Below are 23837 nucleotides of genomic sequence, written 5' to 3' on the forward strand. Positions count from 1 at the left end.
CATGAGCCGGGATTTTTTGTCGATCATCGTCGACCACAAAAAAAAGGAAATCGAAGCCGCCCAAAAGGCCATTGATCTCAACGACCTGAAACGGGCGGCACACCAAAGGACCGAGTACCGCCCGTTCTACGACACCCTGAAACAGGGTAAGGGCCGGGGCGTCAACATCATCGCCGAGATCAAGCGGGCCTCCCCGTCCAAGGGCGATATCGCCCCGAACCTCAACCCGGCGGATCTGGCTGAAAAATACCAAAGGGGCGGCGCCGCCTGTTTATCCGTGCTGACCGACGAGCGGTTCTTCAAGGGCGGGTTTTCAGATTTCGACCAGGCCCGGGCGGCCTGCGACCTTCCCATGCTGCGCAAGGATTTCCTGATCTCCGTATACCAGATCTATGAAGCCGCGGCGCTGGGTGCCGACGCTGTCCTTCTGATCGCCCGGATTCTGACGGCGGATGCCTTGAAAACCCTGCTGGCCCTGAGCCGGGATCTGGGCATGGACGCTCTGGTGGAAATTCACAGTGAGAAGGATCTGGAAACGGCCCAGGGCGCGGGGGCCAGACTGATCGGCATCAACAACCGGAACCTTGCCTCTTTTGAAACCGATCTCGACACCGCCACCCGGCTCTGCAAGGCTCTGGACACGGACCAGATCCCCGTGGCGGCCAGCGGCATCGCCAATCGGAACGACATCGACCGGAACCTTGCCGCCGGCATTCACCACTTCCTGATCGGCGAAAGCCTGGTCAAGGCCGACGACACGGTGGCCTTCATGCAGAGCCTGATTCATGGGGAGGCATTGTCATGATCTGCCCCCAGATCAAAATCTGCGGCCTGACCCGGGTGGACCAGGCCCTTGCCTGCGCCCGCCTGGGAGCCGACGCCATCGGTCTGGTGTTTTACCCCAAAAGCCCCCGGAACGTCAGCGACGAAACGGCCCGCGACATCTGCCGGGCCCTGCCGGGCACGGCGACCCCCACCGGAGTCTTTGTCAACGAGACCTTTGATGTCATCATGGATAAAGTCAATCGCTGCGGACTTAAGGCGGTTCAGCTTCACGGCAGCGAAAGCCCGGATCTGGTGCGTCGTCTTATCGATGAGCACCTGCCGGTGATCAAGGTTCTTTACATGGAAAGCGAGCCCGCCGTCGACCGGGTCGATGACTATCCGGCCACGGCCTTTCTGGTGGAATGCGCCAAGGGCATTTTGCCCGGAGGCAACGCCCTTTCCTGGAATTTCGAACGGGTCCGGGAACTCAAAACGGACAAACCCATCCTGATCGCAGGGGGCCTTTCACCGGACAACATCATCCAGGCCGTCACCGCGGCCCGCCCCCTGGGCGTAGATGTCAGCACAGGTGTTGAAAAAAGCCCGGGCATCAAGGATTTATCCAAAGTCGACGCCTTTATCATGGCCGTCAAACAGACGGCCCTTGACAGACCTTCAAGGAGAATTTTCTAAATGGCAACACACCAGAACCAGCCAGACGAACGGGGACATTTCGGAATCTACGGGGGGCGCTACGTGGGAGAGACCCTGATGCCCGCCATCCTCGAACTCGAGACGGCCTACCGGGACATCTGCGGTCGGCCCGAATTCATCGAAGAACTCAAAAAACTGTTCACGGATTATGTGGGGCGCCCCACGCCGCTGTACCATGCAAAGCGCCTTTCCGAGCATCTCGGCGGGGCCGCCGTTTACCTGAAACGGGAAGACCTGGCCCACACCGGGGCCCACAAGATCAACAACACTCTGGGTCAGGCCCTTCTGGCACGATTCATGGGCAAAACCAAACTGATCGCCGAAACCGGCGCCGGTCAGCACGGGGTGGCCACCGCCACCGTGGCGGCCCTGTTCGGCATGGAATGCCGGGTGTTCATGGGTGTGGAAGACATACGGCGTCAGGCCCCCAACGTGCAGCGGATGAAACTTCTGGGCTCGACTGTGATCCCCGTGGAGTCCGGAACGGGCACCTTGAAGGACGCCATGAACGAAGCCTTACGTTACTGGGTGGGTGCCGTCGAAGACACCTTTTACGTGATCGGTTCCGTGGCCGGTCCCCATCCCTACCCCGCCATGGTTCGGGATTTCCAGAAAATCATCGGAGAAGAAGCCCGGGCCCAGATCCTGGCCGACGCAGGACGGCTGCCCGATCTTCTGGTGGCCTGTGTGGGCGGGGGCAGCAACGCCATGGGTTTGTTCTACCCCTTTCTCGATGATCCGGTTACCATCCTCGGCGTGGAAGCGGCGGGCCGGGGCATCGAAACCGGCAAACACGCCGCCACCATCGGACACGGCAGCGTGGGCGTGCTTCACGGCTCCAAATCCTACGTGCTTCAGGACGACGACGGCCAGATTTTAGAAGCCCACTCCATTTCGGCCGGGCTGGACTACCCCGGCGTGGGACCGGAGCATTCGTTTCTCAACGATCTGAAACGGGTCCGCTACGAATCCATCACCGACGATGAGGCCATGAACGCCCTTGAAACCCTCTGCCGACTGGAAGGCATCATCCCGGCCCTTGAAAGTTCCCATGCCCTGGCCCAGGCAATGATCTCCGCCCGAACCATGAGCAAAGACAAGATCATCCTGGTCAATCTGTCCGGCCGGGGAGACAAGGACCTGGGGACCGTGTTTTCCGTGCTCAACGAGAAAAAGGAGTAAGCGACCATGAATCGAATCGAACAAACATTCGCCTCACTGAAAGATAAAGGGGAAAAGGCCCTGGTGGGTTTCATCAGCGCCGGAGACCCCGATCCTCACACCTCCCTCACCCTGATCGACGCCATGGTCGACGGCGGCCTGGACGTACTTGAACTGGGCATCCCCTTTTCAGACCCCACGGCCGACGGGCCGGTGATTCAGCGCTCATCATCCCGGGCGTTGACGGCGGGCACCCGGCTTTCCACCGTGCTTGACATGACCCGGAAGCTCCGTGAACGCACACAGATTCCCATCATCTTGTTTTCCTATTACAACCCCATCCACCGCTACGGGGCCGAGGCGTTCTGCAACGACGCCCTTGCGGCCGGAGCCGACGGGGTACTGGTGGTGGATCTGCCTCCCGAGGAAGCCGACGAACTCACCCGGTTCATGGACCGGGACCGTTTTTCCATGATCCGGCTGGTGGCCCCCACCACGTCCGAAGACCGGATGGCCGCCATCGCGGGAGGCGCCTCGGGATTTATCTATCTGGTATCCAAAACCGGGGTCACCGGCAGTGACGGCCTGGACACGACGGATATCGGCGATCTCTGCCGGCGTCTCAAAACGAAAACCGACCTGCCGGTCTGCATCGGATTCGGCATTTCCACGGCCTCCGATGTGTCGGCCATCGCCCGGGTCGCCGACGGCGTGGTCATCGGCAGCGCCTTTGAACGCACCATTGAAACCCATATCGGCCATGTCGAACTGCCTTCGATATTACGTGAGCAGGTGCGTGATTATAAAAAAGCGACACGCTGTTAAAAAAATGCTTGCATCCAATGACGTCCAGATATATTGTTCTGCCACAATTCACCAGGCAAAGCCTCCCAAGCCGGTTTGGCCTGTGGATTGTTCATTGTCCCCACAGTGAATGATGCCGCCCCGGAATTCGTTTCGGTTCATGTCGAAACACATCGCGGCCATGACCGACTCCAACGGCTGTGATACCGATGATCCCGGGCCCCGGAAACCGATCCCCTCCCTTCACCGGGAGGGCCGGAACGTGGAGGGTGCTGATTGATATATCCTTTCCTGTATTCAATCACCCCCCCCCGCACCCTCCACTTCCGGATATCTTCTCCCCCGATCAACACACCTGAATCACAACCCAATGTCATTAATCTGGTTATGCACTTCCCTCAAGTTGGAGGTGATCTTCCTATTGTTAAACCACCCGTTCGCGTTGCTCACTGAAGGGCACGAAGAGCACGAAGAAGGGCGTAAATAGGGGGCTTTTCTTCGTGATCCTTCGTGTTCTTCAGTGAGCGCAGCGAACGGGTGGTTAATAAACCTGTAGCTTTTCTCAAGGGGAAAGCCTCTCACCTTATAGACACACCGAAAAAACCAAAACCAAAGCCATAACCAACCCAATGTCATTATTTTAAGTAAGACCTTGATGGGCACGCTTTGCTTTGCACATCAACTGAACTATTCGTTCACGTTCACGAGCACGTGCACGGCAGGCCGAGACCTGTTTGACCGTCTCGTCCCACGCCGGTTGAACCATCTGACGACAGCGGTCAACGTGTCGTCGGCCACCATCGTGCTCGTGACCGTAAACGTGAACGGCATGAATCCGTCCCGCAGGAAAAAAGATCATACATGCGATTTCCCGGGACATCCCCCGTCCTGATTTGACGGTTTCACACTTTTCCGGTATATATTCAATCAGATTGCGAAAACGCCCTCCCGGATTGAATCACGGGTGGGTGGTAGACCTCCGATGGCAGAATTCCAATCCGGCCGTCACCAACCGATCAGGGACAGGAGCGACATGCGTGTTTCAGCCGAAAAAATCATAGGTTTTCTTCTTTTGACCGCCCTGTGCGGCCTTGTCCCGGGAACAGTTCAGGCCGCCTCCTCTTCCTTCGACGCCACCGCCGCCCGGATCCGGGTGCTCAAGCAGGAATTCGACAGGAAAAACAAAGCCGTCGACGACCGGTACCGGGAAAGCTTCAACGCCATCGAAAAAGATTATTACCTGCTGATCAACAAAGCCGAACTGGACGTGCCCAAACCGCCTGAGCCCAAGGACCTGTTCGAGACCCAGGCGGAATACGCCAGGCGGCTCGATGATTACAAACTGGCCTTCGACAAGGCCGAAAAGAAAAAAAACCGCACCATCAAAAAAATCAAGCAGGAGTACAACCTCAACTTTTACATGTCCCGGGAAGAGGTCCGTTTGCTCAAGGAAAAGATCCAGGTTCTCCAACCCCTGATCGATGAATTACAGACCATCCAGAACACCCGGCATCCTGTCCATGACGAGGCGGTTCAGGTCATTCTCTTCGAACCCGAACCGGAGAAGAACCGTTTTCCCATTCATCTTGTTGTCGGCGAGACGCGATACACCGAATACTGGTCCTACAGCGACCGAGAAACGGCACGAATCTTCTGGAAAAACAAATCCGCCCTGAAAGGAGAAAAACTTGTTCAATGCGTCAGCCCGGACGGGGCCACCATCACCTGGCCGCTGACCGCCATTCGGGTAACCAACACACATACCGGCGACCGCCGCGATTTTCTCATCGAAGAGCCGGTCCCCTTCCATGAAATCACCCTTTTCAACGACATGAAAAACGAAGCTCTGCCCGCCGCCGAATTGATGGTCGCCCTGAAGGATGTGATCACGGGGCCGGTGGCCGACATGCAGTTCATTTTCATCTCACCCCGTTCGTTCATGATGGGCAGCCCCCGTCAGGAAATCGGACGCTGGGCCAACGAAACCCGGCACAAGGTCAGGCTCACCCGGGGATTTTATATTCAGACCACCGAAGTGACCCAGGGGCAATGGCGTGATATCATGGGTGACAACCCGTCCGTCTTTTCGCGGTGCGGCTCCGACTGCCCCGTTGAAAATGTCTTCTGGGGTGATGCCCTGGAATTCATTGACCGGCTCAACAAACGGGAAGGCACGGACAAGTACCGGCTGCCCACCGAAGCCGAGTGGGAATTCGCCTGCCGGGCCGGAACCACGACCATGGGGGCCTACGGGGATGATCCCGCAAAGCTCCCCGAATACGGATGGTTCAAGGACAATGCAGACGGCACGCCCCATCCCGTGGCCCAGCTCAAGCCCAACGCCTGGGGCCTCTACGACATGCACGGCAATGTATCCGAGTGGTGCAGCGACTGGTTCGGCCCCTATCCCGACCATGAGGTCACCGACCCCAAGGGTCCCTACTCCGGAAAATTCCGTGTCGCCCGGGGCGGCAACTGGTTCATGCCTGCCCGAAACGCCCGATCGGCGGATCGTAACGAAAACCTGCCCGGCGATCGAAGCGAATACATCGGATTCAGGGTAGTGAAGTCCCCATGAGAAGGCCCAATGTTTTTTTCCCGACCCGTCCGGGATCAACCTGGATCGGATATCATTTCTTATGCGAATGATTGTAACGACTTGACGTTCGATAAAAAAAATTTATAGGAAATTCCCCCAAAGATCAGGGACAAATTCACAGGAAAATGAATCGTAAGCTTCATGGACAAGCCCTTTCCTTCCTTCTTATAATCGGGTTAACCTTTTGGCTATGACATAAAATTTACATCATTATTTCAGATGGTTATATATCAGCACTTCGCTTTTTGCCGTCGCCGCCTTCCTGTCCGGGCCGGTGCCGGCGATCGGGAGCGTCTCGTGAAAGCGACCCGTTTCCGTTGATTGTTTTTATCAACACATATGAATGCATGAGGTGTAAAAATGATCAGAAAACAAACTGTTCAATCATTGAACCTGAGGCCATACACCAAGAACGGGTGCAACGATCTGTTCAGTGAAATCCACCGGAAGTACTCCACCCTGGACGATCTGGAAAATGATCTGAAAACCGGACACAACGACCCGGAAACGCTCAACAAAATCTGGTGGGTACTCAACTACCACTCGGAAATGATGGACCAGTCCCGCCGCCTCAGGGCCATCGTGGAAACCAAGCTGGACACCCTGGCCGACATGGGTTGAGGGCTTTGATCGTTCATCTGATCTCCGTGACGCCTGCTCGAACAACGATCCCCTTGCCCTTCGCCTTCAATCGCATTGTTTTCCCCGCCGTAACGCTTTTTTAATTTTGTTTTGCTTCCATCGTGTATATAATCCCCGATCAAGGACCGGTCGGGAGCGTACACCGCGCTTCCGACCCGCGTCGTTTGACCATGCCGTGGCGACACCGTCAGCCGACAACGCATCGGCTGATCGGTTCACGGCATTTCGACGAGACGTTGAAACCATTCACCGACCTCGACAAGGACAGCCCATGAGCCGAAAAAATCCCAAATCCTTCGAAGAGATGATCGTCAGCCCCAAAGAGGCCATCGAGCACATCGAACCGGGCATGAGCATTTTCATCGGAACCGGGGCGGCCGAGCCCCGGACCCTGGTCAAACACCTGATGGATTCCCATGAACCGAATCTTCAGGATCTGGAATTGATCCAGATCATCAGTTTCGGAGACGCCATCTCCATCAAGGAACTGTCTCACCTGAAATTCCGTCTGAAAACCTTCTTTTCAGGCTGGATCGCCGATGAGGCCATCACCTCGGGGCGTGTCGACTACATTCCCAGCCGCTATTCGGAAATCCCCAACCTCATCGAATCGGGTCTTTTGACCATCGACGCCGCCTTCATCCAGGTGACCCCGCCCAATGAAGCAGGGTATTGCAGCCTTGGCGTGGCCGTGGACGTGGCCCGGCAGGTCATGGCCAAGGCCTCGATCATCATTGGAGAAATCAACCCCGACGTGCCCCAGACCTTCGGAGACACCTTCATTCATATCAGTGATTTCGACTATTTCGTCCAGTCAACCGAAAAGCCCATCTGCTTCGACCGCTGGCCCGAAGATCCGGTCTTTGACATCATCGCCCGAAACGTGGCGTCAGTGATCGAAGACGGAAGCTGCCTGGTCTATTCCATCGGCCCCCTGTTCGAAGCCCTGAGCAAAACCCTGGTCGACAAAAAAGACCTGGGCATCCATTCTCCGTTCATCACGGACGCCCTGATGGATCTGATCCGCAGCGGCGCAGTCACCAACCGCAAAAAAAGGATCTTCAAAGGAAAAACCCTGGTGTCCTACGCCCTGGGAACCCCCGCGCTGATGAAATGGCTGGACGCCAACCCCCTCATCGAATTCCAGGCCATCAACGAAGTGTTCAGCCCGGTCTTGATCGGCAAGAACCCCAACTTCGTGGCCATCATCCACACGCGCAAGGTGGATCTTTACGGCAACGTGGCGCTCCATGTGGGCAAAGGCAACGTGGCCACCGGCCCGGTGGAGGTCATCGATTTCTTTAACGGAGCCGAACTGTCCCGGGGGGGACGGACCATCTTCGCCCTGTCCAGCCGGAACCTCAAGGGCGAACCCAACATCAAGCTGTCCGTGGACACCTACCCCAACTGCCTGAACGTCAAGGAATCCGTGGATCTGGTGGTCACCGAATACGGCGCGGCCAGTCTCAAGGGACGCACCGTAAGGGAACGTGCCCAGGCTCTCATCGAAATCGCCCATCCCGAGGACCGTGCCGCGCTGATTCGACAGGCCAAGGAGCACAAACTGATTTATCAGGATCAGATCTTTCTCGAACACAGCAGCCACCTTTACCCCGAAGACATCTCCACCCGGGAAACGTTCAAGAACAACACCGTGGTAAGGTTCCGCGCCATCAGGCCCTCGGACGAGGAAGGCATGCGGCGTCTGTTTTACCGGTTTTCGGATACGGCAGTGTATTACCGGTATTTCACTCCGGTGACTGCCATGCCCCACACCAAGATGCAGAGTTACGTGAACATCGACTACGGTACCACCATGTCCATCGTGGGGCTTGTGGGGGATGTGGGCCATGGCCGGATCATTGCCGAGGCCCGCTTCGTGATGAACACGGACAAGACCTTCGCGGATGTCGCCTTTGTCGTGGACGAGGAATACCAGAATCTCGGCATCGCCTCCTACCTGTACAAACGGCTGATCGAACTGGCCAAAGAACAGGGGCTCAAAGGATTCACGGCGGACGTTCTGTCCTCCAATCGGGAAATGATGAAGGTACTGGGAAAATTCGGCGTGGACCTCAAGTCACGCATGGAAGACGGCGTGTATGCCTTAACCATTTTATTCAAGCAGGACTGAAAAAACATGATTTTAAAGCTGTTTCTTGCGTTTACCCTGATTCCGATGATCGAAATTTTTCTTCTGATTAAAATCAGCTCCATTTTAGGCCCCCTGACCGCCATCATTCTGGTGATCGCCACCGGTTTCGCCGGAGCCAACCTGGCCAAGATCCAGGGCGTCCAGACCGTGAAGCGTATCAATGAATCGCTGCATCAGGGCATTATGCCCGGCGACGACATCATCGACGCCTTTTTGATCCTCATCGCCGGCATCGTCCTCATCACCCCCGGCCTGTTGACCGACATCGCCGGCATTCTGCTCCTGATCCCCGGCACCCGGAACCGCGCCAAGGCCTGGCTCAAACACACCCTCGACCGCCTGATCCGAAGCGGCCGCTTCCAGATCAGGCGGTATTGAAAACCCCGGAAGGAGGCCCCGTGACCGCCGACGAACTTCGCGCCATTATGAGTTACCTGAGAGACAACGTACATCTGGAAACCGAATCCCCGGACGAACCGGTACGGATCATGTTCGAGCGACCCGACCGGGATACGATGATCGCGGACGGCCTCAACCCCGCCGGAACGGACCTGGTCCTTTCGGCCCCCTGGTACGAGGACATGATCACGGACATCGTCGAAACCCCCGATTTCTGTGAGCCCGACGACAGCCCCGACCAGATCCTCGAATACGCCCGGGACGTGGTCACCGACACCCTGCGCAAGCGGGTGCCCCTGGGATAAATTCTATGAAAAAAGTTTTTGAACCGCACTGGCCGGGGACAGGAAGCCCTGTTCCACGTCTTTCATGATCTTGGGAAGGAGGGTCTGGATGCGGGGGTCGGTGTGGAAGCGGCGATGGAGTTCGGATTCGATCATCTGGTTCAGCCAGGAAAGGGTCTGTTTGCGGCGTTTGGCGGTAAGGGCGCCGTGGGCGCTAAGGGCATGGTGATGGCGCAGGACCGTGTCCCAGACATCGCCGATGCCCCGGTTTTCAAGGGCGCTCACCGTATGGACCACGGGCGTCCAAAGCGGGGATTCGGGGGCCAGGTAATGAAGGGCGTTTTCGTAATCCTGCCGTGCTGTTTCCGCCTGGGCGACGGTGTCGCCGTCGGCCTTGGTGATGACGACGGCATCGGCCACCTCCATGATGCCCCGTTTGATGCCCTGGAGTTCGTCTCCGGCTCCGGCCAGCATCAACAACAGAAAAAAATCCACCATGGAAGCCACGGCGGTTTCAGACTGCCCCACCCCCACGGTTTCCACGATCACCACATCGAACCCGGCGGCTTCGCACACGATCATGGTTTCACGGGTCCGGGCCGCGACCCCGCCCAGGGTCCGTCCGGCGGGTGACGGCCTGATAAACGCCATGGGATGACAAGCCAGTTGCTCCATACGGGTCTTGTCCCCCAGGATGCTTCCCCCGCTGCGAACGCTGGACGGGTCCACGGCCAGAACAGCCACCCGGTGATTCAGTCCGATCAGCGCAAGCCCAAGACGTTCGATGAAGGTGGACTTGCCCACGCCGGGGACTCCGCTGATGCCCAGACGGATGGCCCTGCCGGCATGGGGCAGAAGGCGGTCGACCAGCATCCGTGCCGGCTCCTGATGGTCCGGATGAACGCTTTCGACCAGGGTGATGGCCCGGCCCAGACGACGCAGATCGCGTCTTAGCACCCCGTCTTTTAAATCGTCGATATCAACCGTTACCATGGAGAATCTTTTCCAGGGCATCCAGTACCCGGTCAGCGGCGTCGGGTACGGGAGTGCCGGGACCGAACACGCAGATAACCCCGCATTGATAGAGGAATTCGTAGTCGGACGGCGGGATGACGCCGCCCACCGCCACCTTGATGTCGGAGGCCCCCATGGCCGACAGATGACGGATCAGCTCGGGAACCAGCACCTTGTGCCCGGCGGCCAGGCTGGAGACCCCCACCATGTGCACATCGTTCTCCACCGCCATTTTCGCGGCCTCTTCAGGGGTCATGAACATGGGACCAAGGTCCACGTCAAAGCCGAAATCGGCAAAGGCCGTGGCAATGACCTTGATGCCCCGGTCATGGCCGTCCTGTCCCATTTTCACCAGAAGCCCCCTGGGCCTCCGGCCTTCCCGGGCCAGAAAATCGTCACAGCGTTTGCGAAGCCGGGAAAGGGTATCGGACGTATCGCATTCCGCCGCATACACGCCGGAGATGCACCGTGTGGTGGCCACATACCGTCCGAAGACCTTTTCCACGGCCTCGGACACCTCGCCCACCGTGGCCCGGACCCGGACCGCTTCGATGGCGGCCTCAAGGAGATTCCCGTCGGTTTCGGCGGCCCGGGTCAGATCGGCCAGGGTCTTCTGCACGCGGGTGTTGTCCCTCTTCTCCCGAAGGGTCTTCAGCCGTGCGATCTGCTCGTCGCGCACCGTGGACGATACCTCGCGGACCGCAAGGGGAGGCTCGCCGTCGATCCGGTATTTGTTGACCCCCACGATCACGTCCCTGCCCATGTCGATGCGGGCCTGCCGCTTTGCCGCCGACTCCTCGATTCTCATTTTCGGCATGCCCGTTTCAATGGCTTTGGCCATGCCGCCCAAATCCTCGACGTCCTGAATGATCTTACGGGCCTGGATGACAATGTCGTTGGTCAAGGCTTCCACATAATACGATCCGCCCAGGGGATCCACCACCCGGCAGACCTGGGATTCCTCCTGAACGAGGATCTGGGTGTTGCGTGCAATGCGGGCCGACAGCTCGGTGGGCAGGCTCACGGCCTCGTCGAAGGCGTTGGTGTGCAGGGACTGGGTCCCGCCCAACACGGCGGACAGGCATTCCAGGGTGGTCCGCACGATGTTGTTGTAGGGGTCCTGTTCGGTCAGGCTCCAGCCCGAGGTCTGGCAATGGGTTCGCAGCATGCGGGAGGCGGTTTTTTTCGGGTTGAACCGCCCCATCAGCTCGTTCCACAGAAACCGGGCCGCCCTCAGCATGGCGATCTCCATGAAAAAATTCATCCCGATGCCGAAGAAAAACGACAGGCGGGGGGCGAAGTCGTCGATGTCCAGACCGGCTGCAAGGGCCGCCTTAACGTATTCCAGGCCGTCGGCCAGGGTAAAGGCCGTCTGGAGCACCGAGTCGGCGCCGGCTTCCATCATGTGATAACCGCTGATGCTCACCGAATTGTATTTCGGCATATGCCTTGAACAGTAGCCGATGATATCGGATACGATCCGCATGGACGGGCCCGGCGGATAGATGTAGGTGTTCCGGGTCAGGTATTCCTTGAGAATGTCGTTCTGGATGGTACCGGTGAGTTTTTCCTTCGAAACGCCCTGCTCTTCCGCCGCCACAATGTACCCGGCCATGACCGGCAGAACGGCCCCGTTCATGGTCATGGACACGGACATTTCGTCAAGGGGAATCCGGTCGAACAGGATCTTCATGTCCTCCACCGAATCCACGGCCACGCCGGCCTTGCCCACGTCGCCGGTCACCCGGGGGTGATCCGAATCATAGCCCCGGTGGGTGGCCAGGTCAAAGGCCACGGAAAGCCCCTTCTGCCCGGCGGCCAGGTTTTTCCGGTAAAAATCGTTGGACTCCCGGGCCGTGGAAAAACCGGCGTACTGACGGATGGTCCAGGGACGTCCGGCATACATGGTGGCCTTGGGCCCCCGCACAAAGGGTTCAAGGCCCGGCAGGGTGTTCACGCCGGGCAGGTCCTCGATATCCTCCGCCGTGTACAGGGGCTTGACGGTGATACCCTCGGGGGTCTGCCAGTCCAGTGACGACAGCGGTTTGCCGCGTAGTTCCTTTTCCGCCAGACGGGTCCAGGTTTCTTTCAGGGGATGATCTGCCATGGGTTTCTCCTTTTCTTGGATCAATCGTCACACCGCTCGCACAATTCCACCAGAACGCCCTGGGTGGCTTTGGGATGAATAAAGGCGATCCGGGCGCCGCCGGCACCGATCCTCGGCGTCTGATCGATCAGCGGAACGCCCTTTTCCTTGAGTTCGCGAAGACTTTCGTCAATGTCCTCGACCCGAAAGGCGATGTGCTGGATTCCCTGTCCCCGTTTTTCGATGTAACGGGCCACGGGACCGTCGGGAGCGGTGGATTCCAGCAGTTCTACCTCGCTGTCTCCCACCGGGAAAAACGCCGTGGTCACCTTCTGCTCGGCCACGGTCTCCTGCCCCTCCATGGGCAGCCCCAGGATGTCGGACCAGAAATGACGGCCCTCGTCGATGGCGTTGACGGCGATGCCGATGTGATCGATCTTGAGCACCTTCATGGATCCTCCTCACGAAATGAATGCATCGTTTATGATTTTTTTATCTTGTATGGTGGTGATGGCGTGCAACAATTCTGAACGAGCGCTCAGTCAGATCACCCGTACCATGGCGGCGTTTTTATTGTCAAGCGGTTTTGATGTTCGCAGGCTAACGCAGACCAATTATGACGGCTTCGAAAAAAGTCCGATTTCTGCGTTGCGCTTCATCCCTCGTCACTGCGGCGTACCTTTAGTACGCCTCATTCCTCGGGATTCGCGACGCCTTGAACTCGAACGTTTTTCTTTGCCGTCATGTGATGACATTATACAGGATCATCAATTATGAGATCGTTACTTGATCCTCATGGAAAGGTCCACGGCGCGGGCCTGGTGGGTCAGGGCGCCGGAGGAGATGATGTCGACGCCGGTTTCGGCAAGGGCTTTAAGCTGCTCCTTGACCACGGAGCCGGACACCTCGACCAGGGCGCGTCTGTCGATGACGGCCACGGCGTCGCGGATCTGATCGAGATCCATATTATCGAGCATGATCACGTCGGCGCCGGCGGCAAGGGCCTCGCGGACCTCATCCATGGTGGTGACCTCCACCTCGATTTTCACCAGGTGGGAGACGTGGCGGCGGATCCGGTCCACGGCGTGTTGAATGCCGCCGCAGGCCGCGATGTGGTTGTCCTTGATCAGGACTCCGTCGTACAGGGCCATGCGATGGTTGTAAGCCCCGCCCACCCGGACGGCGTATTTTTCAAGGGTGCGAAATCCGGGAATGGTTTTCCGGGTGTCGACCAGACGGGCTGTGCTGCCTTTCATTTCCTCGGCGTAGGATCTGACATTGGTGGCGATGCCCGACAGACGCTGAAGGAAATTGAGGGCGGTCCGCTCGCCTTTGAGCAGGGCCCTCAGGTTGCCCGCAAAGGTCATGACGGTCTCACCCTTTTTCACGGCGTCCCCGTCGGAAAACACGGTGGAAATGACGACGTCCGGATCGAGCATGCGAAACACGTCCTCAGCCACGGCGGTGCCGCACACGATAAGATCCTCTTTGGCCACGATATACCCTTCGCCCCGGGTTTCGGCCTCGATGGCGTAATCGGAGGTGATGTCCCCCGACCCGATATCCTCGGCAAAGGCCAGTTCGATCAAATGCCTGACTGTCAAATCCATCCTCAACCTGCCTATGCCATCGTTTTAATTTTATTTAAATTTTCTAGATACTTATCGAGTTTTTCACGGGCTTCCCGATGCTGGGCGCGGACTTTTTCGACCACATCCTCGGGGGCCTTGCCGACGAAGCCGGGGTTATCGAGTTTTTTGGCGATGCCGTCCACCTCTTTCTCCAGCTTGGCGATGGCTTTTTCCAGGCGGGCCGCTTCCTTGTCGAAATCGATGACGCCCTTGAGGTTCACGAAAACACTGGCCTCACCCACGATGGCCGTGGCCGAGGATTTGGGTTTCTCACCGACGGGCGTTATGTCGAAGGCGTCGAGCCGGGAGAGAATCATGATCAGATCCTTGTGGGCGGCGGCCGTCTCCCGAACCGGCGAATCGTCGCTCTGGAACTGGACCGAAAGATTAAGTGACGGCGCGATATTCATTTCCCCCCGGATGTTCCGGATGCCTGAAATCACACCCATGACCAGATCCATGTCCTTTTCTGCAGTGTCGTCGATCACAAGATCGTCCCGGTCGCCGGGATAGACGGCGGTCATGATCGAGCCGTCGGTGCCGGGAATCCGGCTCCAGATCTCTTCGGTCACGAATGGAATCAGGGGATGGAGCAGGACCAGGGTATCGCGAAGCACCCGGTAGAGGACGGCCTTGGACGCCGTCATGCAGGCATCGCCGTTTTTGCCGTAGAGCGCCGGTTTGGAGGCTTCCAGATACCAGTCGCAGAATTCGTTCCAGACGAATTTATAAAGGGCCGCAGCGGTTTCATTGAAATGGTAGCCGTCGAGGGTTCGGGTGACCTCGTCGGTAACTTTTTTGAGGCGCGATAGAATCCAGTGATCGCAAAGCCCCATGTGCTCGGGGGCCAGATCGGGATAGGCTTTGTCAAGATGCATGAAGGAAAAACGGGCCGCATTCCAGAGTTTGTTGATGAAGTGCCGGTAGCCCTCGACCCGCGCCAGACTAAGCTTGATGTCCCGACCCTGGGCCGCGAAGGCCGTCAGGGTAAACCGGAAGGCGTCGGTACCGTAGGTGTCGATGACCGTCAGAGGGTCGATGACATTGCCCTTGGACTTGCTCATTTTCTGGCCGTCCTCATCCCGGACCAGGGCGTGGATGTAGACATCCTTAAACGGTACCTCGTCCATGAAATGAAGGCCCATCATCATCATGCGGGCCACCCAGAAAAAGAGGATGTCAAACCCCGTCACCAGGGTTGCCGTGGGGTAGAAGGTTTTCAAGAGATCGGTGTCATCGGGCCAGCCCATGGTGGAAAAAGGCCAGAGGGCCGAGCTGAACCAGGTGTCCAGCACATCGGTATCCTGTGTCAGACGGGTTTTCCCGCAGGCCGGGCAGACCGTGGGATCGTCCATCTCCACGATGACCTCGCCGCAGTCTTCGCAGGTCCAGACCGGAATACGGTGGCCCCACCAGATCTGGCGAGAGATGCACCAATCGCGGATATTGTTCATCCATTCGTAATAGGTTTTGGCCCAGTGTTCGGGAATGATGCGCGTCCTGCCCTCTTCCACGGCCTTGATCGCTTTTTCGGCCAGGGGCTTGGTGCTGACAAACCACTGGAGGGAGAGGTTGGGCTCGATGATGGTTTTGCAGCGGTAGCAATGACCCACACTGTGGGCATGATCGTCGACCTTGACCAGAAGCCCTTCCTGTTCCAGGGCGGCCACGGCCTGTTTGCGGCACTCTTCCCGGGAAAGACCGGCAAAGCGTCCGGCCCCGTCGAGCATGATGCCTTCGTCGCTGATCACCTTGGGGCTGTCCAGGTTGTGGCGGCGGCCGATATGGAAGTCGTTGGGGTCATGGGCCGGGGTCACCTTCAGGGCGCCGGTGCCGAAGCCCATTTCCACGTAAGAATCACGGATGATGGGGATGTCGCGGTCGGTCAGGGGAAGCTTGACCGTTTTGGCGGAGATGTTCTTATAGCGTTCGTCATCGGGATTGACCGCCACGGCCGTGTCGCCAAACATGGTTTCGGGCCGGGTGGTGGCCACCACGAAGAAGCCGGACCCGTCCGAAAAGGGATATTTGATATGATAGAGCTTGCCCTGCATGTCCTCGTAATCGACTTCCAGGTCGGCAAGGGCCGTGTTGCAGCGGGGACACCAGTTGATGATGTAGTCGCCGCGATAGATCAGCCCCTGCTTGTAGAGGGACACGAACACCTTGCGCACGGCCCGGGACAGGCCTTCATCCATGGTGAACCGTTCCCGGTCCCAGTCGCAGGAGGCACCCAGGCGTTTGAGCTGGTTGATGATGGCGCTGCCGGATTCCTCTTTCCATTGCCAGACCCGCTCGATAAATTTTTCCCGACCGATTTCATGGCGGGAGATGCCTTCGGAGGCCAGTTTCTTCTCGACCACGTTCTGGGTGGCAATACCCGCATGATCGGTGCCGGGCATCCAGAGAACGTTGTCTCCGCGAAGGCGCCGGTAGCGGCACAGGATATCCTGGAGGGTGTTGTTGAGGGCATGCCCCATGTGCAGAACCCCGGTGACGTTCGGGGGTGGAATGACAATGGCGTAAGGTGTTTTTTCACTTTTTTCATCAGCGCTGAACCGTTTTTCCCTGATCCAGACGTCGTACCATTTCTGTTCCACATCCCGGGGCTCGTACCCCTTGTCCAGCTGCTCTGTGCTCATTGCCGAAACCCTCGTCTTGTCTGATAATCACCGCACCATAACAAAAACTGGGAACTATGTGATAATTCCCAGTTTTCATTGAAAAAGAAAGCGTTATAGTATGTTTTGACGGATTTTACAATTCCATATTATCCCGTTTTTCATCATTCATCGGCCAGCAGGCCTTTAAGCCGTTCGATATCAGCGGACACGGCCCTGCCGAGAACCTCGGTGAGGATGGCGTCGATCTTTTCACCATAGAGTTTCCGGATCACCCGTTCCACGGCCTCATCGAGCATCTCCCGGCTGACGGAAAGGATCGGCTCGGAAGCGTCGCCGGTCGTGTCCTCGTCCAGTTCAAGCCCCAGGGAGGCGGCGATATGTTTAGCATCGTCCGCATGATGGGCACCGAGTTCCTTTTCGATTTCCGCTTCCAGCACTGAGAAGTCCGAACTGTCTTCCGGCTCAAGCTCCACGGTCCGGTCCCCGTCCCAGGTCATGTCCAGTAGATCGTCGTCCTTTGAATCCATGGGGGCATCCGCCTCATCGACAACGATATCGGAAAGATCCAGCAGATCTTCGTCCTCGTCGTCCCCGGCCCCAGCCGGAGACAGTTCAAGGGTTTCATCCAGCCCCTCACCGGATGGTTCGGCCTGGAGGGTCAGGTCAACGATGTCACTGTCGTCGGACGGCTCGGGCGGCGTCATCCGGAGATTATCGGCGGTCTGTTCGGCAAAGCTGTCGAAATCGAAATCTTCACCCACCGGTTCCGCTCCGAGAATCGTGGGGGAATGCTTACTTGAGGCCAATTCAAACTGAAGGTTTTCACAGGTCTGTTCGGCAAAATGCGAGAAATCACGCTCAGCGTCGGTTTCTTCCGGCTGGGCATCGAGATCGGCAACCGCCTCTTCCACCGCGGGCTCGGTCAGGTCCAGAACCGCTTCATCCTCGTCCAGCACCTGGGTGGCCGGTTCGGAAAGCTCCAGAATATCCTCGCCCTCCTCATCCGCCGGCTCGGTCAGATCCAGGACCGCTTCATCCTCGTCCAGCACCTGGGTCGCCGGTTCGGAAAGTTCCAGAATATCCTCGCCCTCCTCATCCGCGGGCTCGGTCAGCTCCAGGACCGATTCATCCTCGTCCAGCACCTGGGTCGCCGGCTCGGAAAGCTCCAGAATATCCTCGTCCTCCTCATCCGCAGGCTCGGTCAGCTCCAGGACCGATTCATCCTCGTCCAGCACCTGGGTGGCCGGTTCGGAAAGCTCCAGAATATCCTCGTCCTCCTCATCCGCAGGCTCGGTCAGCTCCAGGACCGATTCATCCTCGTCCAGCACCTGGGTCGCCGGTTCGGAAAGCTCCAGAATATCCTCGTCGTCCTCATCCGCAGGCTCGGTCAGCTCCAGGACCGCTTCATCCTCATCCAGAACCTGGGTCGCCGGTTCGGAAAGTTCCAGAATATCCTCGTCGTCCTCATCCGCGGGCTCGGTCAGCTCCAGGACCGCCTCATCCTCGTCCAGCACCTGGGTCGCCGGTTCGGAAAGCTCCAGAATATCCTCGTCGTCCTCATCCGCGGGCTCGGTCAGATCCAGGACCGCTTCATCCTCGTCCAGCACCTGGGTGGCCGGTTCGGAAAGCTCCAGAATATCGTCGTCGTCCTCATCCGCGGGCTCGGTCAGATCCAGGACCGCTTCATCCTCGTCCAGCACCTGGGTGGCCGGTTCGGAAAGCTCCAGAATATCGTCGTCGTCCTCATCCGCAGGCTCGGTCAGATCCAACACGTCCTCATCCCCGTCTATCCCCTGGGTGACCGGTTCGGACAAATCAAGAATATCATCGTCTTCCAGGAAGTTATCCATAAGCTCAATGATGTCGTCGTCCATGGTGCGGGTCACGGAATCGGTCAGATCCAGAATATCCTCATCCGTTCCATTTTCTTCGCCCTGAATTTCATGATCGGATTCATTGGCAACCAGAGGCAGGCTGTCTTCGGTGGAATCCTCCAGATCCGGAATCAATAAGTCGTCGTCCAGGGTCTCCGGATCCGGAGTCAGGGTCTCCGTCTTTCCAGAAGAAACAGGCTCCATCAGATCAATCACGGCGTCTTCGGTTTCATCAAACTCATTCAGATCGATGGTCGGCTGGGTGGGGTGGGACTGGGTCGGGCTTGAAAAATCATCAACGTCATCGGCGGGGATTGTCAAATCGATGGTTTTATCATCAAAAACAGGGTCATTCAGATCAATCGGTTCGTCATCATCGTGGCCAAACACGTCTTTTTCAGACTGTTTTTTTTCATCCATAAGGGATCGTCTCCAGTAAATAAACGATTCAACAACGTCGCCAAAGATAACAAAAATCAGATAAGCATTTTAAATCACTAAAGAAAAATAGTTCCAGTAAAAATACCACACGGCAAGATACCTGTCAAGACATTTGATATTATTGGCTTTAGCGCATTTCTAGCGATTCCGATGAAAAAACATCGCTCGCATCAACCACGCCTTAACGAGTTATTCAAGGATGATACAACCTCTTGAAATTTAGATGGTACGGGGATTGATCGGGGTTTCTCTCCCAACGGATTAACATCAACCATAAAGGAACATTCATAAACCTGTTCGAGAATTCCCCGGGTGATGACCTCATGAACCGTTCCTTCGTGAATCGATTTTCCGTTTTTGAGAACAAGTATTCTGTCCGCATACATGGCCGCCAGATTGATATCGTGCATGACCATGACCAGCGTCATGTTTTTTTCAATTTTCAAACGTTCCATCAGATCCATAATCCGGATCTGATGGGCCGGGTCCAGGGCCGAGGTGGGTTCATCCATCAGCACCACGGACGGCTCCTGGCAGATGGCCGAAGCGATGAAGACCCGCTGCCGCTCTCCGCCGCTTAGGCAGCAGACGGGCTGGCCGGCCAGATGGCCCACATCGGTAAACCCCATGGCTTCGTCAACCACGGCACAATCCCGCCGTGTTTCCATGCCCAGCAGGCCCTGGTGGGGAGCCCGGCCGCTCATCACCACTTCCCGAACGGTAAAGGGAAAATCCGTTGCCGTGAGCTGGGGGACAAAGGCGATTTTCCGGGCCAGTTCCCGGCGGGAATACCGGCCCATCGGACGCCCCTCAAGATAAACAGACCCGGTCTTTTCTTTTTCAATCCCCGCCAAACCCCTGAGCAGGGTACTTTTCCCCGCTCCGTTGGGACCGATGATCATAAAGCACTCACCCTGTTTAACGGCAAGGGAAAGATCATCGATGACGGGCCTGCCTCCGAATGAAAAGCGCAGTCCTTCGGCACATATCGCCACCGGTCGCGATATCGTCATGACAGCCCGTTCCCCTTTTGTTTTTTCAGGAGCACGATGAACACAGGCGCACCGATCATGGCGGTGATCACCCCCACGGGCATTTCTCCCTGATCGGGCAGTACCCGGGCCAGAAGATCGCAGACCACCAGGTAGGCCGCCCCGCCCAGCAGGCACGACGGCACGAGTATCCGATGATCCGGGCCCAGCATCATTCTGAAAATATGAGGAATCACCAGCCCGACGAAGCCCAGAAGACCGCCCTGGCACACCGTGGCGCTGACCATGAAGGAGGTGGTGACCAGAAGAACCAGACCCACCAACTGAACATTGACGCCCAGAGACATGGCCGTTTCATCCCCCAGAAGCAAAAGGTTCAGCGTATGGGCGAAAAGAAAGATCAGAACGAAACAAGGCAGCACGCTGACGGCCAGGATGCCCGTCTGGGTCATATCCGCCGAGGACAGGTCCCCCATCAGCCAGAACATGATGGTGTGGATCTTGCTGTCCTGAGTCAGGGAAATCAGAAACATGATCAGGGCCGAACAGAAGGCGTTGACCATGACCCCCGATAATATCACCGATTCTTTTTTCAGAGCGTTTTTCCGGGACGCCATCAGCACCACCAGAGTCAGGGTGATCATGCTGCCGAAAAAGGCGGTAAGACCCACGCCGGGGAACCGGGACAGGCCGATCATGATACCGATAATCGCACCGATGGCCGAGCCCCCCGACACACCCAGGATATAGGGTTCGGCCAGAGGATTCCGAAGCAGGGCCTGGAACACCAGGCCGCCCAGGGACAGAACGGCCCCGGAAAGGGCCGCCATCAGCACCCGGGGCAGTCGAATCCGCCAGAGGATGGACTCCATCATGGCACTTCCCTCGCCACGGAGGACCTGAATCAGATCACCAAGATGAATGGCCGACGATCCCGTGGACAGACCAAGAATCACGGCAAGGACCAACATGACACAAAGAGTCGGGATCACGAACATCAGGGTCTGGTTTACGGACAGCTTCACGGCGATGCCTCGAAAGGGGTTGAAAGGGGCACAAAGGCCGGATGAATCAGCGCCGTCAGCATTTCAAGACCCGAAACCAGCCTGGGTGTGGGCCGGTCAAGCACATCGGAATCCACGATATGGACCCGGTTCTGCCTGACCGCGGCCAGATCCGGCCAGGAAGACCACTGTTTTTTGACCTCTTCGAAAACCTGACCCCGGGCCATGGAGGTGATGATGATCACGTCGGGGTTCAGATGAAGCACCTCCTCGATGGAAAAACGCGGATAACCCGGCGTGATGCCCGCGATGTTGTCGGCCCCGGACAGGCGGATCAGTTCATCCAGAAAGGTTCCCCGGCCCACGCTGACAATGGGGGCCACCCCGATCTGGAAAAAGACCCGGGGCCGGTGCTTTAAACGGTCCGTAAAGGCTTTGACGTGCCGGATGCGATCGGAAAAGTCCCGGACCAGCCGGGCCGCACGTTCCTCTGCGCCCAGCACCTTGCCGATATCGGTCAGGGCGCCGATCACCGAGTTCAGATCATGGGGATCGACCACGAAGACAGGAATGCCCATGGCCTCAAGGCGAAGCACCGTTTCCTTGGGGTTGCCGTCCTTGATGCCGATGCAAAGATCCGGAGAAAGACTGACGATCCGTTCCAGATCCAGACGGATATAGGATCCCACCTTGGGCAGGTCGCGGATGGACGGCGGATAGTCGCTGAAACGGGTCACCCCTGTTAGCAGAGACTCCCGGCCTAAGGCACAGACGATTTCCGTGATACTCGGTGCCAGGGATATCACACGTTTCGGTGCATCCGGAATCAGACAGCGCCGGCCCAGCTGATCCACATGCTCGGTCAACGCGGCGGTTGCCTTAACCGCACAGACCGACAGAAGCAGGCAAAGCGTGAAAACGCGCACGAAGGTCAGCCTCGATGCGTTGTTCGTCATCAGGCCCCCTCCAACTGAAAGACAACGGGAACCTTGACCCACATTTCCAGATGCTCGTCACCGCGAAGACCCGGTTCGAAACGCCACCGCGACACGCTTTTCAAAGCCGATCGGTCCAGCAGGGAAAAACCGCTGGACCGATCGACCCTCACATCCTTCACATGGCCGTCCCGTCCCACCAGCACGTCGAGTTCCACCCGGCCTTCCCAGTTCCGCTTGCGGGCCAGGGCGGGATAATCGGGCGGCGGATTGTCCTGATACAGGGGAAACGCCTCTCGGACCCGTGCCTGAAACGGGTGGGGCTCCTCCCTTACGGCCTGGGTCTCCCGGGCAGGATCATCCGGGACCGTGTCCGCTGCCGACGCCGTTTCCGGCATAGGGGCCGGTTCTACCGCAGGAACCGTTTGATTTTCCGGAACCGGTGCCGGACGTTTCACCGTTTTTGGGGGAGACGTCTTTTTCTTCAACGGCTCAGGGGGTTTTGGGACAACCGGAGGCGGATCGGTTGTGACCGGGGCCTCGATCAGGCAAAGATCCATGCTCATCACCCGGACCTTTGGGGTTTCAACTACCGGACGGATCAGATGATCCACCGATGCGGCGCAGAGAATGCCATGAAGCAAAAGCGACACAGCGGCCGGAACGATCAGTCGTTTCATGGCCCCGGAACCTCCGCCTGAAGGGACAGCCGGGAAACACCCAGCCCCCGTACCGTGTCGATCACCTCGAACAGCATCTGGTAGGATATCTCCCGATCCCCGAAAATCAGAACTCCGGCTTCTTCCGGCCTTGCGATACGCCGCCCGAGTTCCTCGGCCAGACGGGTTTTGTCAACGGGCTCCTTGTCCACATAAATATTGCCGTTGTTCTTCAGGGTCAGGGAGACCAGGTTATCCCGGCTCGTCTCCAGATGGTTCCCGCTGGGCAAGTCCACGGGCACCCCGTGGTGCACGGCCATGGACATCATGGCATAGATAAAAAAGACAAGAAGCAGAAACACCACATCGATCATGGGCAGCATGTCCAGTCTGATTTTTTTGCGCGGGCGAAAAACCTTCATCGCTGGGCACCGCTCCCCCCGTCGGTCGGCACGTTTTGTTTTTCCCAGACGATTTCCAGGCTGGTGGCGTATTTTTCGATGAACAACGCCGCATTTTCGATTTTCGCGTGGAAAAAATTATAGGGAAACACCGTGAAAATGGAAATCGTCAACCCGGCCGCCGTGGTGAGAAGCGCCTCGGCGATGCCGGAGGTCACGGCCCGGGGATCACCGATGCCCGATTGCCCAAGCACATCGAAGGACACGATGATGCCCGTCACCGTTCCCAGAATGCCCAAAAGAGGGGCCACGGTGATCATGGTATCGAGAACCCCCATGTAGCGGTTCATTCTCTTCACTTCATCGGCCGCCGCCGCCTCCATGGCCTTTTGCATGGAAAAATCCCGATGCAGAATACCGGCGGCCAGAATCCGGATCATGTAGTTGCTTCGCCCGGCACAGATGGCCCGGACACCGTCCCAGTCCGCCTGCCTGACGCGTTCCAGAACCTCGAACACCTGTTCCTTGTTCATGCCGCCATGGAGCCTTGCCCAGAAAATCAGCCGCTCGATGATCACGGTCACCGAAACCAGGGAACAGATCAGAAGGGGGACCATCACCGGCCCCCCGTTTTTGAGCATCTCGATCAGCAT

Annotated in this window: 22 protein-coding genes; 10 read left to right on the forward strand and 12 right to left on the reverse strand. The window is 57.7% G+C overall.

Translation table 11 applies throughout. The features are described 5' to 3' along the window. Window position 1: 1 nt before the first annotated feature. The 9 genes from trpC (at window position 2) to ACYQ11_RS02865 (ending at window position 9544) form a co-directional block, all read left to right on the forward strand. Complete coding sequence (gene trpC / locus ACYQ11_RS02825) at window positions 2-805, forward strand: indole-3-glycerol phosphate synthase TrpC (RefSeq protein ID WP_459922220.1); 804 nt, start codon at window positions 2-4, stop codon at window positions 803-805. Continuing rightward, complete coding sequence (locus ACYQ11_RS02830; protein ID WP_459922221.1) at window positions 802-1458, forward strand: phosphoribosylanthranilate isomerase; 657 nt, start codon at window positions 802-804, stop codon at window positions 1456-1458. Before trpC ends, ACYQ11_RS02830 begins: the two co-directional genes overlap by 4 nt. Then, the gene (trpB, locus tag ACYQ11_RS02835) at window positions 1459-2661 is read left to right on the forward strand and encodes a tryptophan synthase subunit beta (protein WP_459922222.1); all 1203 of its coding nucleotides are present in this window, start codon (window positions 1459-1461) and stop codon (window positions 2659-2661) included. 6 nt (window positions 2662-2667) lie between these two features. Continuing rightward, a complete protein-coding gene (gene trpA / locus ACYQ11_RS02840; RefSeq protein ID WP_459922223.1) occupies window positions 2668-3465 on the forward strand; it encodes a tryptophan synthase subunit alpha in 798 nt (265 codons plus the stop codon). Window positions 3466-4477: 1012 nt separating this feature from the next. Next, window positions 4478-6022, forward strand: coding sequence for a formylglycine-generating enzyme family protein (locus tag ACYQ11_RS02845; protein WP_459922224.1), 1545 nt, complete (start codon window positions 4478-4480; stop codon window positions 6020-6022). Between the two features lie 381 nt (window positions 6023-6403). Then, the gene (locus tag ACYQ11_RS02850) at window positions 6404-6664 is read left to right on the forward strand and encodes a hypothetical protein (RefSeq protein ID WP_459922225.1); all 261 of its coding nucleotides are present in this window, start codon (window positions 6404-6406) and stop codon (window positions 6662-6664) included. A 292-nt stretch (window positions 6665-6956) separates the two neighbouring features. Further along, on the forward strand, window positions 6957-8819 hold the full coding sequence (locus ACYQ11_RS02855; RefSeq protein ID WP_459922226.1) for a GNAT family N-acetyltransferase: 1863 nt from the start codon (window positions 6957-6959) through the stop codon (window positions 8817-8819). Between the two features lie 6 nt (window positions 8820-8825). After that, window positions 8826-9218, forward strand: a complete 393-nt coding sequence (locus ACYQ11_RS02860) for an FxsA family protein (RefSeq protein ID WP_459922227.1) — start codon at window positions 8826-8828, stop codon at window positions 9216-9218. Between the two features lie 20 nt (window positions 9219-9238). Continuing rightward, window positions 9239-9544 (forward strand): hypothetical protein, encoded by a 306-nt coding sequence (locus ACYQ11_RS02865; protein ID WP_459922228.1) that lies wholly within the window; start codon window positions 9239-9241, stop codon window positions 9542-9544. A 3-nt stretch (window positions 9545-9547) separates the two neighbouring features. On the opposite strand, the gene meaB is transcribed toward ACYQ11_RS02865, so the two are convergent. The 3 genes from meaB to mce are packed head-to-tail and all read right to left on the reverse strand — an operon-like array spanning window position 9548 to window position 13075. Next, window positions 9548-10516, reverse strand: coding sequence for a methylmalonyl Co-A mutase-associated GTPase MeaB (gene meaB / locus ACYQ11_RS02870; RefSeq protein WP_459922229.1), 969 nt, complete (start codon window positions 10514-10516; stop codon window positions 9548-9550). After that, entirely contained in the window at window positions 10503-12644 is a 2142-nt protein-coding gene (scpA, locus tag ACYQ11_RS02875; protein WP_459922230.1) for a methylmalonyl-CoA mutase, read from the reverse strand. The genes meaB and scpA overlap by 14 nt, the downstream gene beginning before the upstream one ends. 20 nt (window positions 12645-12664) lie before the next feature. Next, the gene (mce, locus tag ACYQ11_RS02880; protein ID WP_459922231.1) at window positions 12665-13075 is read right to left on the reverse strand and encodes a methylmalonyl-CoA epimerase; all 411 of its coding nucleotides are present in this window, start codon (window positions 13073-13075) and stop codon (window positions 12665-12667) included. On the opposite strand from mce, the gene ACYQ11_RS02885 reads away from it, so the two are divergent. Then, a complete protein-coding gene (locus ACYQ11_RS02885; protein WP_459922232.1) occupies window positions 13074-13400 on the forward strand; it encodes a hypothetical protein in 327 nt (108 codons plus the stop codon). The genes mce and ACYQ11_RS02885 overlap by 2 nt on opposite strands. Before the next feature lie 5 nt (window positions 13401-13405). On the opposite strand, the gene nadC is transcribed toward ACYQ11_RS02885, so the two are convergent. From nadC to ACYQ11_RS02930, 9 genes are all read right to left on the reverse strand, one after another. Beyond that, window positions 13406-14233 carry a carboxylating nicotinate-nucleotide diphosphorylase gene (nadC, locus tag ACYQ11_RS02890; protein WP_459922233.1) on the reverse strand — a complete coding sequence of 276 codons (828 nt, stop codon included), beginning with the start codon at window positions 14231-14233 and terminating at the stop codon, window positions 13406-13408. 11 nt (window positions 14234-14244) lie between these two features. Then, window positions 14245-16896 carry a valine--tRNA ligase gene (locus ACYQ11_RS02895; RefSeq protein ID WP_459922234.1) on the reverse strand — a complete coding sequence of 884 codons (2652 nt, stop codon included), beginning with the start codon at window positions 16894-16896 and terminating at the stop codon, window positions 14245-14247. A 143-nt stretch (window positions 16897-17039) separates the two neighbouring features. After that, complete coding sequence (locus ACYQ11_RS02900) at window positions 17040-19172, reverse strand: midas domain-containing protein (RefSeq protein ID WP_459922235.1); 2133 nt, start codon at window positions 19170-19172, stop codon at window positions 17040-17042. Window positions 19173-19363: 191 nt separating this feature from the next. Then, entirely contained in the window at window positions 19364-20206 is an 843-nt protein-coding gene (locus ACYQ11_RS02905; RefSeq protein ID WP_459922236.1) for an ABC transporter ATP-binding protein, read from the reverse strand. Further along, window positions 20203-21210 (reverse strand): FecCD family ABC transporter permease, encoded by a 1008-nt coding sequence (locus ACYQ11_RS02910; RefSeq protein ID WP_459922237.1) that lies wholly within the window; start codon window positions 21208-21210, stop codon window positions 20203-20205. Before ACYQ11_RS02910 ends, ACYQ11_RS02905 begins: the two co-directional genes overlap by 4 nt. After that, the gene (locus ACYQ11_RS02915; protein WP_459922238.1) at window positions 21207-22145 is read right to left on the reverse strand and encodes an ABC transporter substrate-binding protein; all 939 of its coding nucleotides are present in this window, start codon (window positions 22143-22145) and stop codon (window positions 21207-21209) included. The genes ACYQ11_RS02910 and ACYQ11_RS02915 overlap by 4 nt, the downstream gene beginning before the upstream one ends. Further along, window positions 22145-22804: an energy transducer TonB gene (locus ACYQ11_RS02920; RefSeq protein WP_459922239.1), complete on the reverse strand. Its 660-nt coding sequence runs from the start codon at window positions 22802-22804 to the stop codon at window positions 22145-22147. Before ACYQ11_RS02920 ends, ACYQ11_RS02915 begins: the two co-directional genes overlap by 1 nt. Then, window positions 22801-23205: an ExbD/TolR family protein gene (locus ACYQ11_RS02925; protein ID WP_459922240.1), complete on the reverse strand. Its 405-nt coding sequence runs from the start codon at window positions 23203-23205 to the stop codon at window positions 22801-22803. Before ACYQ11_RS02925 ends, ACYQ11_RS02920 begins: the two co-directional genes overlap by 4 nt. Then, window positions 23202-23837, reverse strand: coding sequence for a MotA/TolQ/ExbB proton channel family protein (locus tag ACYQ11_RS02930; protein ID WP_459922241.1), 636 nt, complete (start codon window positions 23835-23837; stop codon window positions 23202-23204). Before ACYQ11_RS02930 ends, ACYQ11_RS02925 begins: the two co-directional genes overlap by 4 nt.

The sequence above is a fragment of the Desulfatiferula olefinivorans genome, from assembly GCF_054657895.1.

Bases quoted from the DNA above. Each gene is read 5' to 3' on its own strand.
- trpC (WP_459922220.1), top strand. From the start codon at position 2: ATGAGCCGGGATTTTTTGTCGATCATCGTCGACCACAAAAAAAAGGAA.
- ACYQ11_RS02830 (WP_459922221.1), top strand. From the start codon at position 802: ATGATCTGCCCCCAGATCAAAATCTGCGGCCTGACCCGGGTGGACCAG.
- trpB (WP_459922222.1), top strand. From the start codon at position 1,459: ATGGCAACACACCAGAACCAGCCAGACGAACGGGGACATTTCGGAATC.
- trpA (WP_459922223.1), top strand. From the start codon at position 2,668: ATGAATCGAATCGAACAAACATTCGCCTCACTGAAAGATAAAGGGGAA.
- ACYQ11_RS02845 (WP_459922224.1), top strand. From the start codon at position 4,478: ATGCGTGTTTCAGCCGAAAAAATCATAGGTTTTCTTCTTTTGACCGCC.
- ACYQ11_RS02850 (WP_459922225.1), top strand. From the start codon at position 6,404: ATGATCAGAAAACAAACTGTTCAATCATTGAACCTGAGGCCATACACC.
- ACYQ11_RS02855 (WP_459922226.1), top strand. From the start codon at position 6,957: ATGAGCCGAAAAAATCCCAAATCCTTCGAAGAGATGATCGTCAGCCCC.
- ACYQ11_RS02860 (WP_459922227.1), top strand. From the start codon at position 8,826: ATGATTTTAAAGCTGTTTCTTGCGTTTACCCTGATTCCGATGATCGAA.
- meaB (WP_459922229.1), bottom strand. From the start codon at position 10,516: ATGGTAACGGTTGATATCGACGATTTAAAAGACGGGGTGCTAAGACGC.
- scpA (WP_459922230.1), bottom strand. From the start codon at position 12,644: ATGGCAGATCATCCCCTGAAAGAAACCTGGACCCGTCTGGCGGAAAAG.
- ACYQ11_RS02885 (WP_459922232.1), top strand. From the start codon at position 13,074: ATGGATCCTCCTCACGAAATGAATGCATCGTTTATGATTTTTTTATCT.
- mce (WP_459922231.1), bottom strand. From the start codon at position 13,075: ATGAAGGTGCTCAAGATCGATCACATCGGCATCGCCGTCAACGCCATC.
- nadC (WP_459922233.1), bottom strand. From the start codon at position 14,233: ATGGATTTGACAGTCAGGCATTTGATCGAACTGGCCTTTGCCGAGGAT.
- ACYQ11_RS02895 (WP_459922234.1), bottom strand. From the start codon at position 16,896: ATGAGCACAGAGCAGCTGGACAAGGGGTACGAGCCCCGGGATGTGGAA.
- ACYQ11_RS02900 (WP_459922235.1), bottom strand. From the start codon at position 19,172: ATGGATGAAAAAAAACAGTCTGAAAAAGACGTGTTTGGCCACGATGAT.
- ACYQ11_RS02905 (WP_459922236.1), bottom strand. From the start codon at position 20,206: ATGACGATATCGCGACCGGTGGCGATATGTGCCGAAGGACTGCGCTTT.
- ACYQ11_RS02915 (WP_459922238.1), bottom strand. From the start codon at position 22,145: ATGACGAACAACGCATCGAGGCTGACCTTCGTGCGCGTTTTCACGCTT.
- ACYQ11_RS02920 (WP_459922239.1), bottom strand. From the start codon at position 22,804: ATGAAACGACTGATCGTTCCGGCCGCTGTGTCGCTTTTGCTTCATGGC.
- ACYQ11_RS02925 (WP_459922240.1), bottom strand. From the start codon at position 23,205: ATGAAGGTTTTTCGCCCGCGCAAAAAAATCAGACTGGACATGCTGCCC.
- ACYQ11_RS02930 (WP_459922241.1), bottom strand. From the start codon at position 23,837: ATGCTGATCGAGATGCTCAAAAACGGGGGGCCGGTGATGGTCCCCCTT.